This is a genomic window from Pseudomonas sp. 58(2021) (genome assembly GCF_017491585.1).
Lineage (GTDB): Bacteria > Pseudomonadota > Gammaproteobacteria > Pseudomonadales > Pseudomonadaceae > Aquipseudomonas > Aquipseudomonas fluorescens_BT.
In genome coordinates, this window is record NZ_JAFGYZ010000002.1 from 1 (window position 1) to 12,737 (window position 12,737).

Here is a 12,737-nt window from a genome sequence, read left to right on the forward strand (position 1 = left end):
TTACTGGAGGAACCGTGAATACTCAATCGGAAAAGCATTTCACGGGCTGTCGATAGCGATCAGGGAAACAGCGGAGGATGGCATCCACGATGTCTACTGGAGTAGACATCGTATCGCCCGAATCGACTTGAACTTGCAGATTGTTACGGCAGGTAAGAGGATCTAAAAACCGTCCACCATGTCTCCGAACATGTGTTCACCATGTCTCCGGTACATACAGGGAGAGGGCTGGGGTGAGGGCCATGGATTTAACGACAAGCAAAGAAGCTCAGGGAATCAACATCTGCATCTGCCCCGGCATCACGATCTTGATCACCCCCGCCCAGTTGCACATCAACGTACTGTTGGCATCGATCGCCGGCATCCCGCCCAGCAGCAGGGTCGGTGCGCCGCCCGGGATCCACGGCGTGGCGGTGGCGGGAATGCACGGCATCGGTGTCAGTACGCCCAGCGCCGCAGCCGTGGCAGCGGCGACCATCGGATTGGCCATGCTCATGCACATGCCGAACGGGGTGACGTTGACCAGCGGAATGTGATCCATGATGTTCGCCGCCGGCATCCCGCCGGTCAGCGTGCGGTTGACCGGCAGCACGTTGAGCACCGCCGGCGCGGCGCCGAAACTGCATTGCAGGGTAGCGCTGGCACAGACTTGCGGGCAGCCCATTTCAAAGCTCCTGTGTGAACAAGGCATACGCGCTAAACCTTAGTCGCCTGCGGCCCGCCGCGCACATTCCCAAAGGTGATTATCGTCCAACACGCTAACCTATAAGACCGAGCCGCGCTTGTGACCACCCGAGCGCGCCATTAGATTAGCCAATGATGTCTGGCCTCCAAAATAAGCAGAAGGGATAAGCATGGCGCTTACTGACCAGTCCACCCGTATCCGCTCTGGCGAAGAACTCGATGCCAGTCTGATCGATCCTTACCTCAAGGCGCACATTCCGGGCCTGACCGGCACGCCGCAGATCAGCCAGTTTCCCGGCGGCGCGTCGAACCTGACCTACCTGCTGGAATACCCGGACCAGGAATTCGTCCTGCGCCGGCCGCCGTTCGGCCACAAGGCCAAGTCCGCCCACGACATGGGGCGTGAATTCCGCATCCTCAACCAGTTGCGCGACGGTTTCCCGTATTGCCCGAAGGCCTACGTGCACTGCACCGACGAATCGGTGATCGGTGCCGAGTTTTATGTGATGGAACGGGTCAAGGGCATCATCCTGCGCTCGGATCTGCCGCCGGAACTGGGCCTGGATTCGGCGAAAACCGAGGCGCTGTGCAAGAGCTTCATCGACCGTTTCGTCGAACTGCACCGGGTCGATTACAACGCCTGCGGCCTCGGTGATCTGGGCAAGCCTGAAGGCTACGTCGCGCGCCAGATCAAAGGCTGGAGCGAACGCTACGAGAAAGCCCTGACCCCGGACGCTCCGCACTGGGAAAAGGTCAAGGCCTGGCTCAACGACAAGATGCCGGCCGACCACCCGACCTCCAGCATCGTGCACAACGACTACCGCTTCGACAACGTCATCCTCGACCCGAACAACCCGATGCAGATCATCGGCGTGCTCGACTGGGAATTGACCACCCTCGGCGATCCGCTGATGGACCTGGGCAACACCCTCGCCTACTGGATCCAGGCCGACGACCCGGCACCGGTGCAACTGATGCGCCGCCAGCCGAGCCACGCCCCGGGCATGCTGACCCGCCGTGAATTCGTCGACTACTACGCCGAGCGCTCGGGCATCCAGATCGACAATTTCGACTTCTACTACACCTACGGCCTGTTCCGTCTGGCCGGCATCGTGCAGCAGATCTACTACCGCTTCTTCCATGGCCAGACCCAGGACAAACGCTTCGCGCAGTTCATTCACATGAACAAACTGCTGGAGCACATGAGCCTGCAGGTCATTGCCCAATCCAGCCTCTGATGACGGCGTTATAACAAGGTTCACTACAAGGGAATCCCATGTCCAAGACTCAGTTGTTCGACCTCGACGGCAAGATCGCTTTCGTCTCCGGCGCCAGCCGCGGCATCGGTGAAGCCATCGCCAAACTGCTGGCCCAGCAAGGCGCCCACGTCATCGTTTCGAGCCGCAAACTCGAAGGCTGCCAGCACGTAGCCGATGCCATCATCGCCGCTGGCGGCAAAGCCACAGCGGTCGCCTGCCACATCGGCGAAATGGAACAGATCAGCCAGGTCTTCACCGGGATCAAGGAACAGTTCGGGCGCCTGGACATCCTGGTCAACAACGCCGCGACCAACCCGCAGTTCTGCAACGTGCTGGACACCGACCTCGGCGCCTTCCAGAAAACCGTCGACGTGAACATCCGTGGCTACTTCTTCATGTCGGTGGAAGCCGGCAAGCTGATGCGCGAAAACGGCGGCGGCAGCATCATCAACGTGGCGTCGATCAACGGCATTTCCCCGGGGATCTTCCAGGGCATCTACTCGGTGACCAAGGCCGCCGTGATCAACATGACCAAAGTCTTCGCCAAGGAATGCGCGCAATTCGGCATCCGCTGCAACGCCCTGCTGCCGGGCCTGACCGACACCAAATTCGCCTCCGCGCTGGTGAAGAACGACGCGATCCTGAAACAGGCCCTGACGCAGATCCCGCTCAAACGCGTAGCCGACCCAAGCGAAATGGCCGGCGCCGTGCTGTACCTGGCGAGCGACGCCTCGAGCTACACCACCGGCGTATCGCTGAACGTGGACGGCGGTTTCCTGTCCTGATCCGCCGCTGATGCAAAAGAAAAGGCAGCCCAAGGGCTGCCTTTTTCATGCCTCCAGAACCTTCGGCAACTGCCAGCCGAAATGCACCGACAACAACCGCAACAACAGACACGCCGCCCCCGCCAGCAACGCAGCCGCCACCGGCGGCACACCCAGCCTGCGCCCGACGATCAATACCGCCGCGCCGACAAACGCCGAGCTGGCATACAAATCCGCCTGCAACACCACCGGCACCCGCGCCAGCACAATGTCCCGCAGCACCCCGCCACCGACACCGGTAATCGTGCCCATCAGCATGGACACAAACGGCGAGATCCCGAAATTCAACGCCTTCTGCGCCCCGGCCACGGCAAACAGCGCCAACCCCGCCGCGTCCAGCACGATCAGGGTCGAACCGGACCAGCCCAGCACCTGCTCATGAAAAACAAACGCCACCCCGCCCATGGCAAACGCCAGCGCCGGGTAACGCCAGTCAGCCACTGCCTTGGGCGGCGTAGCACCGATCAACAGATCACGCGTCACCCCGCCACCGAGTGCGACGATGAAGGCAATCACCATCACCCCGAGCAGATCGAGCTGACTGCGCATCGCCGCAATCGCGCCTTCAACCGCAAACACCGCCGTACCGACCAGGTCGGCCACCAGCACAATCCACTCGACCCGCGCCTGCAACGGCGCCCGGGTTATTGAGTGACGCAACGGGTCTTGGTGATGTGTCGAGTCACTTGCCCGTCGGCATAGGCATCACCGGCGACCTCGGTATTTTCCATGACCTGACAAGTCCGCTCAGGTGGCGGAGGCGGCGCGGCCGGCGGAGGGGGTGGAGGACTGGCACAACCACTGAGCAGCACCAGACCGAACGCCGACAACAACGAAAAACACACGCGTTTCCCAGGATTGTTCATAGGATGACCCGCGATGAATGGAAGAAAACTCCCGTCGCCGAGCAGGACAACGCCCGGTTATGGAAACCGAACCACTCATTCCTTATAGACCAGTGGGGGGTGAGTGCCAGTGAAATGGTGGGATTGGGGGGAATTGGCTGTCGATTTTGGGGTGGGTTTGCTGAGTGGATCGTGGAGGCCGAAAGATTTTGGACAACCTTTATAACCAACCCTCACCCTAACCCTCTCCCGGAGGGAGAGGGGACTGACCGTGTTGTTTGGGAAAGGTACACCGACGTGACATACCGAGGTGAACCCGGGTCTTAAAAAGCAAACATCCCGCACCTGCCTTTGCCTTTGCTTCCACCACTCAACACGATGAGCGTTAGCTCGAGTACCGCTTTTGATCGCAGGGCCCGTCGGCAGGCTGAGTGGAGGGATTGATCCGGGGGTGGGAGCGCAGCGACCGTTTGGCGAAGCCAAACACATCGAGAGGAGGTGCAGCGAAGCAAACCGTAGGCGATGCCCCCGGATCAATCCCGGAGCGAAGGAACCCGAGCCACAGCGAGGGCCGTACGTCAGGGTAAAGACTTTTTGGTTACTTTTGGCTGGGCCGGCATTCCGGGCGTTTGTCAAAAGTGACCCGCTGTAAGAGCGGAACCGCCAGCCGCAACACCCGAAGAAACGGATACACACCCAAACCCAAAAACAGCATGGTCGGCCCAAAGGCCGCCAAGCTCAACTGGGCGAGCGCAAAGAATTGCTCTCAAGCTCATACCGCAATTCATCAATCAAGGCATCCACCGCCTCATCGGTACGCAAGGCCCCCAGACTCAACCCGCTAATCACCAGATCAACCTCCCCGGAAGCCGGGTGATACAGCTTCACCGTCAGCGAATGATCCCCATCCACCACACACTCACAAGCCAACGGCGAAAAACTACACTCAAGCCGAGCCCGCAACCGCGCCAGATAAATCATCGCGCCAGCTCCGACAATCGACGCATCACGCCAGGTTCAATAACAAACAACACATTCATGGTCAGATCCATTAACAACGACGGAAGGGACACGATCACGAACAAAACCCGCATCGCACCCCAACAGACTAAGAACAGCCCGCCTTGTCAGACACCCGAATTTGCACCCCATGAACTAGTGCATTTGCACCTTATCGCTGTCCCCTGCTACTGCTTGAGAACAACCCGCGCTCGCGAGCCCAGACAATCGCCTCGCTGCGACTGTGCACATCCAGCTTCGAATACACCGTCGCCACATGGTTGCGCACCGTGTTCGGCGCCAGCTTCAACCGCGCAGCAATCTCCTTGTCCGCCAGCCCCTCACAGATCAGCCCCAGCACATCGCGTTCGCGGGCCGTGAGATCAGTGAACGAAACGCTAGGCAGTTGCGGCGAGTTGATCTTCTTCACATTGGCCAGTTTTTCGATCAGCGTCCGGCTGAACCACGACGCATCCTTCATCACCTCTTCAATCGCCGCCACCAGCTCAAGCTCGGTGCGCTTGCGTTCGGTGATGTCCATCAGCACCAGCAGATAGCACACCGTGTCCTGAATGCTGACGGTGTCGGCGGACACCGCGCACTCCAGCAGCTCGGCGTCTTTCCTGCGGATCCGCATATCGACGCGATCGACCCGGCCGGTCTTCTCCAGCGCCGCCAGCAACCGGGCGCGTTCCGCCGGTTCATCGATGAAGTCCAGTTGCGCGACTGTCTTGCCAAGAACCTCGTCGCTTTCGTAAGCCAGGGTATCGAGAAAGGCCTGATTGACGTCGATCAGCCGCTGCTCGTCGGCGCTGCAAATCAGGATCGGCACCGGCGTCAGGCGAAAGGCCTTGGCAAACCGTTCCTCACTCTGACGCAAGGCGACTTCGGCCTTATGACGCAGCTCCATGTCGACAAACGAAAACAGCATGCAATCCTCGTCGTTGAGCACCAGCGGCTGTCCCGCGACGATCACCTGTTTGCTGCCGCCGTCCGGCAGACGCAATTCAGCCTGCATCTGCGGAATGGTCGCGACATCGCGCAGGCGCTGGATCGCCAGGTCCTTGCGCTCGGCCTGTTCGAGAATATCCAGCTCATAGGTCGAGGCGCCGATCACCTGATCGCGGGTGTAACCAGTCATCTCCAGAAACCCCGGATTGACCTTGATGTAACGCAGGTCGCTGAGGCGGCAGATCACCGCCGGTGCGGGGTTGGCGTTGAAGGTTTTTTCGAAGCGCTGTTCGGCATTGGCCCAATCGGTGACGTCGCTCATGATCAGCACCAGCGACTCGATATCGCCATCGCGATCGGTCAAGACCATGCTGCGCACGCTGTGCATCCAGGTGCGTTCTTCATCGCTGCGCGGAGAAACTTCCACCAGCACATCGCTGAACGTTTCACCGGTCGCCACGCGGCTGATCGGGTACTGCTCCGGTGTCAGCGTGTGGTTGTTGCGATACCGCAGGTTGAAGCGCTCGACGTATTCCCCGGCGTTGTTGCCCAGCTCGCCGATCCGGCTGACGCCATGCATCGCCAACGCGGCTTCGTTGGCCCAGAGAATCGTCTGGTCGAGTTCCAGCAGAATCACCCCGTCGGACAGGCCGGCAATGATTTGCTGCAACTGACGGCGGTTGGTTTCGGTGGTCAGGACGTCCCGGCTCATTGGTTCTCCACAAGTTCGCGCATGTGAAGTTTACGACCGCAGGCCGTTGTGATCGTGCCGACAATCTCGGACACGCCGCAATCTCTGTGATCCGCAAGGGTGCGCGGGCATTCGCGCGCCGACGGTTTCTCGACTAACGTTATTACCTCATCGGATTGAGCCCCTGCCAGCCACACCGGGCTCTTGATCAAGGAGAGACTGATGACATCCCGCCGCCTCATCGAACAGACCTATCGCACCTGGTCCAGCCCCATCCTGCTGGAGCTGAAAAAGCGCGAGCACGAGATGGCGCCGGCCGAACGTCAGGCGCTCGAGAATGTGCTGGTGGAAAGACGATTGCTGGACGTTGGCAACCCGAACGGCAGTAACCGTCGCAAGGGTTCGGCGATCAAGGAATAACACCTCCCCGGCCGGTACAAAAAACTGTGGGAGCGGCTCGCTCCCGCAGGTGCCCGGCTACAGGATATTGGCCGAAGCCTGCAACCCTGCCAGCTTGTCAGGGTTACGCATGATGAAGATCCGGTTCACCCGCCCCCGCTTTATAACCCTCCCGCGCTGACTATAAAGAAAGCTTCAGCAGTTCCTTGCGCAGCATTGAAGGCTCTAGAACGGCTATTTCAGCGTGCCAGTCGAGTGACAACAAATGGCTCAGCTTCTTTTGGGAGACCAGGGTTTTGGCCAGCAGACAGCTTTTTCGGTCGCGGATGCTGATGAGGTTCAACAGCCAGTCATCGCCCTGCCCGGCCATCCATTCGTTGATCGTCGAACGATGCCTTTCGAGCAAAGCGTTGGCATCCCATACCGTCATTTGAGCGAAGACCTGCGGCAGGAGGCTGTCGGGTTTCATCCGTTTCAAGTCTGCGGCCAATGCGGCGCAGATGTCTGATTCGATAGCGGTCTGGCATTCAAGGAAATATTGCTCGGGCCAGTCCGCTGTGAGTTTCCCGTGGGGCACGAGCTCGGCGTAGGCATCGATATCCGCCACCGTGGTCATCTGCCCGGTGAAATTCAGTGTGTTGTCCAGAATCGCCGTGGCCAGCAGCGCGGCGCTTTGTTTGCTGATACTCGACAGCGATCCTGCGGCTTTCCAGCACTGGAAAACCTGCGTCGCCGCCGCGCCGATCGGGCGAATGTCGGCGGCAGCTCCGAGTGTCCGCGCCCAGTATCCTTCGAAGCCCGGATGATGGTCGATGACTTCTACCACTCGTTCGAGTGCGACCAACGGATCGAAGTGGTGGTAATCGGAGACATCGACCAGCACGAATTCATCGCTGGATGTCGGGCGGTAATCGTCTAGAACAGCGCCCCAGCCGAGCACGGTTTTCGAAACGCTGGCGTTGGGTTTCGCACTGCTGACGGCGCGGGCGGGAATGCCTTGCAGGTTGAGCAATTCGGCGTAGGCGATGCAGCAGGCGTAGGCATCGATGTCCAGATACGCCGAGCCTGAGGTGATGACTTTGATGGGCGACATTGCGCGTCCCTGACTTCCTTTTCAGGGCGGCAACGTCGCACGAACAGATGACAGTTTGAAGTCAGGCGGCCCGCTGTCCTCCCGCCACCGCCGCCGAAGCTGCCAGCATCGCGCGAAGCAACACCGCACACCCGGCCGCCAGATCGTCCGGCGCGGCGTTTTCGATTTCGTTGTGGCTGATGCCGCCTTCGCACGGCACGAAGATCATCCCGGCCGGGCCCAGTTCGGCGAGGAAAATCGCGTCGTGGCCGGCGCCGCTGACGATGTCCATGTGCGACAGGCCCAGCCCCTTGGCGGCGCCGCGCACGGCTTCGACGCAGCCCTTTTCGAAGTAAAGCGGCGGGAAGTCGGCGGTCGGGGTCAACTCGTAGGTCAGGCCGTGTTCTTCGCAGGTCGCTTCGATGACTTGCTTGACCTCGGCGATCATCGAGTCGAGGCGCGCCGGTTCCAGGTGCCGGAAGTCGAGGGTCATGCGCACTTCGCCAGGAATGACGTTGCGCGAACCGGGATAGGCTTGCAGGCAACCGACCGTGCCGCAGGCGTGGGGTTGATGACCGAGCGCTGCACGATTGACTGCACCGACAATCACCGAGGCGCCGACCAGGGCGTCCTTGCGCAGGTGCATCGGGGTCGGCCCGGCGTGGGCTTCGACGCCGCGCAGTTTCAGGTCGAACCACTTCTGCCCCAGTGCGCCGAGCACCACGCCGATGGTTTTCTGTTCGTCCTCAAGGATCGGGCCTTGCTCAATGTGTGCTTCAAAGTAGGCGCCAACTTTGTGGCCACTGACTTTGCGCGGCCCGGCGTAGCCGATGGCGTTCAGTGCTTCGCCGACCGTTACGCCGTCGGCATCGACCTTGGCCAGGGTTTCTTCGAGGGTGAATTTTTCCGCGAACACGCCGGAACCCATCATGCACGGGGCGAAGCGCGAGCCTTCTTCGTTGGTCCAGACCACCACTTCCAGCGGCGCCTCGGTTTCCACGCCAAGGTCGTTGAGGGTGCGCAGCACTTCAACGCCGGCGAGCACGCCGAAGCAGCCATCGAACTTGCCGCCGGTGGGCTGGGTGTCGATGTGGCTGCCGGTCATCACCGGTGGCAGGTTCGGGTTGCGACCGGGGCGGCGGGCGAAGATGTTGCCGACTTCATCGACCGTGACGCTGCAACCGGCGTCCTTGCACCACTGCACGAACAGGTCGCGGGCCTGGCGGTCGAGGTCGGTCAGGGCCAGGCGACAGACCCCGCCCTTGACGGTGGCGCCGAGCTTGGCCAGCTCCATGAGCGACGCCCACAAGCGGTCGCGGTTGATGTGCTGATGGGTCGATTGCAGAACGTCTACGGCTGCGTTCATGGGGATCTCCTCAGGCAGTTCTTATGGGAATTACAACGGCGATTTGACGGCCACCGGCGTCGCACGCATCGCGCACAACCCGTAATAGATCAACCCGCCCAGTGCCGAACCGGTGAACCAGCCGTAGCTGTAGAACCAACTGAATGCGCTGCTGCCCAGCGACAGCAGGGTCAGCACCACCGGCACGCCGAACGCGATGAATCCGGCCCGGTTCCACGCCGGGTAGACGTCGTCGCGGTACAGGCCGGCCAGGTCCAGTTGCTGTTTCTTGATCAGGAAATAGTCCACCACCATGATCCCGGCGATCGGCCCGAGCAGGCTGGAATAGCCCAGCAGCCAGTTCGAATACACGGTTTCCAGACTGAGGTCGGAGACGATCCAGCCGAGTTTTTTCAGCAGCTCATGACCCATCAAGGCCAAGCCGACAAATCCAGTGAGGATCACTGCCTTGGTACGGTTGATGACCTTGGGCGCGATGTTCTGGAAGTCGTTGGTCGGCGAAACGATGTTGGCGGCGGTGTTGGTCGACAGCGTGGCGATGATGATCAGCGCCATGGCCACCGCGACCCATACCGGGCTCTGGATGTGGCCGATCAAAGTGACCGGATCGGAAACGCTGACACCCACCAGTTTCACCGACGCGGCGGTCATCACCACGCCCAGCGCGGCAAACAGGAACATGGTCAGCGGCAGGCCGAAAATCTGCCCGAGGATCTGATCCTTCTGGCTGCGGGCATAGCGGCTGAAATCGGGAATGTTCAGCGACAGAGTGGCCCAGAAACCGACCATCGCCGTCAGCCCGGCGGCGAAGTAACTGACCACGCTCGCGCCTTCGGGACGCTTCGGCGGGATCGCCAGCAATTCAGTCATCGACACATTCGGCATGGCCCACACCAGCAGCCCGATGCCGACCGCCACCAGCAGCGGCGCCGACAGGGTTTCCAGCCATTTGATCGACTCGGCGCCGCGGATCACCACCCACAGGTTCAGCGCCCAGAAGATCATGAAACCGATCACCTCCCCCGTCCCGCCAAGAGATTTCCAGCCCTCGAACACCGAGCCGAGAAACAGGTGAATCGCCAGCCCGCCGAACATGGTCTGGATGCCGAACCAGCCGCACGCCACCAGCGCGCGGATCAGGCACGGCACGTTGGAGCCGAGAATCCCGAACGACGAGCGCAGCAACACTGGAAACGGAATCCCGTACTTGGTGCCGGGAAACGCGTTGAGCGTGAGAGGAATCAGGACGATGACGTTGGCAAACAGAATCGCCAGCAAGGCTTCGCCGACGCTCAGGCCGAAATACGCGGTGAGGACGCCGCCGAGGGTGTAGGTCGGCACGCAGATCGACATGCCGACCCACAGCGCGGTGATGTGCCACTTGTTCCAGGTTCGTTCGCGCACCTTGGTCGGTGCCATGTCGTGGTTGTAACGGGGACTGTCGAGGACGTCGCTGCCGGCTTCGAGTTCGAACAAGCCGTCGCGCTCGGTCACTTGCGATCTGTTCTGTTGCATGGCCGCTCCACTGTTCTTCTGATTATTTTTTTGCTCATCAGGCGGCTGCACACGCAGGTGCGAGCCGGACGATGGCCGGAGGAACTGACAACTTTCATGCACCGGCCACGGTGTCAGCGGCGGCATCAATAAACGTGCCGGGTGCCCCGCTTTCGCATCGGGCCGTGCGTTTGACTTCTTGTAACTGACTGATGTCTATCAGTTTTAATTATTCACCTTTCAAGCCCGCGGATACTTGACTGAACACTCAGGCTAACTGCCAGGCAAGTTGTCCGAACTGTCAGGACTCAATCTGGTGCACTGCACTTTTTTTCATCGTGGGCGATCAGCCTCAGCTCAACTTCAAGCGGCTGATTTCACATAGGAAATCTTGCTCATATTTCCAACCTGTCAAGTGCGTCAAAATGGTGAAGTGCCTCACCATTTTGGTGATTTTGTATTTTTATCGTTATCTTTCAAATACTTAAAACAATCATAAGCTTATAAAAAATAATCTTGATCAATTGCAGAACTGCGACTAGCGTCTATTCCTGACAGCACTGACAAGATTACGCATTCGGCGCTGCAAACAATAAAACACTAGAACCGGCACAAGTCGGTCATGCCTGCGAGGAACTCGGAATGTCTCTGTTGATCCGTGGCTCCACCGTTGTTACCCATGATGAAAGTTACCGCGCCGATGTCTATTGCGCTGACGGCGTGATCAAAGCCATTGGTGAAAACCTCGATATTCCCGCCGGTGCCGAAGTGCTCGACGGCAGCGGCCAGTACCTGATGCCCGGCGGCATCGATCCGCACACCCACATGCAACTGCCGTTCATGGGCACCGTGGCCAGCGAAGACTTCTACAGTGGTACCGCCGCAGGTCTGGCCGGCGGCACCACCTCGATCATCGATTTCGTGATTCCCAATCCGCAGCAATCGCTGCTTGAAGCCTTTCACCAGTGGCGTGGCTGGGCGGAAAAATCCGCTTCCGACTACGGCTTCCACGTCGCGATCACCTGGTGGAGCGAGCAGGTGCGTGAGGAAATGGCCGAGCTGGTCAGTCATCACGGGATCAACAGCTTCAAGCATTTCATGGCCTACAAGAACGCCATCATGGCTGCCGACGACACGCTGGTGGCGAGTTTCGAACGCTGCCTGGAACTTGGCGCGGTGCCGACCGTGCACGCGGAAAACGGCGAGCTGGTCTATCACCTGCAACGCAAGTTGATGGCCCAGGGCATCACCGGTCCGGAAGCGCATCCGCTGTCGCGGCCCTCGCAGGTTGAAGGCGAAGCCGCGAGCCGGGCGATCCGTATCGCTGAAACCATCGGCACGCCGCTGTACCTGGTACACGTTTCGACCAAGGAAGCCCTCGACGAAATCACCTACGCCCGCAGCAAGGGCCAACCGGTCTACGGCGAAGTGCTGGCCGGGCATCTGCTGCTGGACGACAGCGTCTACCAGCACCCGGACTGGCAAACCGCTGCCGGTTACGTGATGAGCCCGCCGTTCCGTCCGCGCGGGCATCAGGAGGCGCTGTGGCATGGCTTGCAGAGCGGCAATCTGCACACCACCGCCACCGACCACTGCTGCTTCTGCGCCGAGCAGAAAGCGGCCGGGCGAGACGATTTCAGCAAGATCCCCAACGGCACCGCCGGCATCGAAGACCGCATGGCGGTGTTGTGGGATGAAGGTGTGAACACCGGACGGTTGTCGATGCAGGACTTCGTCGCCCTCACCTCCACCCACACCGCGAAGATCTTCAATCTCTACCCGCGCAAGGGCGCGATCCGCGTCGGCGCCGATGCCGACCTGGTGCTGTGGGACCCGCAAGGCACCCGCACCATCTCCGCCAAGACCCACCATCAGCAGGTGGACTTCAACATCTTCGAAGGCAAGACCGTGACCGGCGTACCGAGCCATACCGTCAGCCAGGGCCGAGTGGTCTGGGCCGACGGCGACCTGCGCGCCGAGCGTGGGGCGGGCCGGTATATCGAACGGCCGGCGTATCCGGCGGTGTTTGATTTGCTGAGCAAGCGGGCTGAGTTGCATAAGCCAGTTGCGGTTAAACGCTGAAATTCAGGCCTTCGGCCTTCGCGAGCAAGCCCGCTCCCACATTTGAAATGCGTACTCCTGTGGGAGCGGGC

General features: G+C 60.4%; 11 protein-coding genes. 4 read left to right on the forward strand and 7 right to left on the reverse strand.

What is annotated here, in order from left to right:
* Positions 1 to 268: 268 nt before the first annotated feature.
* On the reverse strand, positions 269 to 664 hold the full coding sequence (locus J5M72_RS02005; RefSeq protein WP_169430836.1) for a DUF4280 domain-containing protein: 396 nt from the start codon (positions 662 to 664) through the stop codon (positions 269 to 271).
* Positions 665 to 854: 190 nt separating this feature from the next.
* On the opposite strand from J5M72_RS02005, the gene J5M72_RS02010 reads away from it, so the two are divergent.
* Both J5M72_RS02010 and J5M72_RS02015 read left to right on the forward strand, forming a co-directional pair.
* Complete coding sequence (locus J5M72_RS02010; protein ID WP_207863868.1) at positions 855 to 1,922, forward strand: phosphotransferase family protein; 1,068 nt, start codon at positions 855 to 857, stop codon at positions 1,920 to 1,922.
* A 38-nt stretch (positions 1,923 to 1,960) separates the two neighbouring features.
* Complete coding sequence (locus tag J5M72_RS02015; RefSeq protein ID WP_207863869.1) at positions 1,961 to 2,728, forward strand: SDR family oxidoreductase; 768 nt, start codon at positions 1,961 to 1,963, stop codon at positions 2,726 to 2,728.
* Positions 2,729 to 2,773: 45 nt separating this feature from the next.
* On the opposite strand, the gene J5M72_RS02020 is transcribed toward J5M72_RS02015, so the two are convergent.
* From J5M72_RS02020 to J5M72_RS02030, 3 genes are all read right to left on the reverse strand, one after another.
* On the reverse strand, positions 2,774 to 3,427 hold the full coding sequence (locus J5M72_RS02020) for a TRIC cation channel family protein (RefSeq protein ID WP_243433176.1): 654 nt from the start codon (positions 3,425 to 3,427) through the stop codon (positions 2,774 to 2,776).
* Positions 3,428 to 4,350: 923 nt separating this feature from the next.
* Entirely contained in the window at positions 4,351 to 4,593 is a 243-nt protein-coding gene (locus J5M72_RS02025) for a DUF1652 domain-containing protein (RefSeq protein WP_169430837.1), read from the reverse strand.
* A 190-nt stretch (positions 4,594 to 4,783) separates the two neighbouring features.
* Positions 4,784 to 6,274, reverse strand: coding sequence for a helix-turn-helix transcriptional regulator (locus J5M72_RS02030; RefSeq protein WP_207863870.1), 1,491 nt, complete (start codon positions 6,272 to 6,274; stop codon positions 4,784 to 4,786).
* Positions 6,275 to 6,475: 201 nt separating this feature from the next.
* On the opposite strand from J5M72_RS02030, the gene J5M72_RS02035 reads away from it, so the two are divergent.
* Positions 6,476 to 6,673 (forward strand): hypothetical protein, encoded by a 198-nt coding sequence (locus J5M72_RS02035; RefSeq protein ID WP_169430839.1) that lies wholly within the window; start codon positions 6,476 to 6,478, stop codon positions 6,671 to 6,673.
* 160 nt (positions 6,674 to 6,833) lie between these two features.
* Here the strand turns inward: J5M72_RS02035 and J5M72_RS02040 are convergent, their stop codons facing one another.
* The 3 genes from J5M72_RS02040 to J5M72_RS02050 all read right to left on the reverse strand — a co-directional run bounded on the left by J5M72_RS02040 (position 6,834) and on the right by J5M72_RS02050 (position 10,605).
* Positions 6,834 to 7,736 carry a DHH family phosphoesterase gene (locus J5M72_RS02040; RefSeq protein WP_207864076.1) on the reverse strand — a complete coding sequence of 301 codons (903 nt, stop codon included), beginning with the start codon at positions 7,734 to 7,736 and terminating at the stop codon, positions 6,834 to 6,836.
* A 70-nt stretch (positions 7,737 to 7,806) separates the two neighbouring features.
* Positions 7,807 to 9,090, reverse strand: coding sequence for a Zn-dependent hydrolase (locus J5M72_RS02045; RefSeq protein ID WP_007952875.1), 1,284 nt, complete (start codon positions 9,088 to 9,090; stop codon positions 7,807 to 7,809).
* Positions 9,091 to 9,120: 30 nt separating this feature from the next.
* The gene (locus J5M72_RS02050) at positions 9,121 to 10,605 is read right to left on the reverse strand and encodes an NCS1 family nucleobase:cation symporter-1 (RefSeq protein ID WP_207863871.1); all 1,485 of its coding nucleotides are present in this window, start codon (positions 10,603 to 10,605) and stop codon (positions 9,121 to 9,123) included.
* Between the two features lie 621 nt (positions 10,606 to 11,226).
* Here J5M72_RS02050 and hydA point away from each other — a divergent pair.
* Positions 11,227 to 12,666, forward strand: coding sequence for a dihydropyrimidinase (gene hydA / locus J5M72_RS02055; RefSeq protein WP_207863872.1), 1,440 nt, complete (start codon positions 11,227 to 11,229; stop codon positions 12,664 to 12,666).
* Positions 12,667 to 12,737 lie beyond the last annotated feature (71 nt).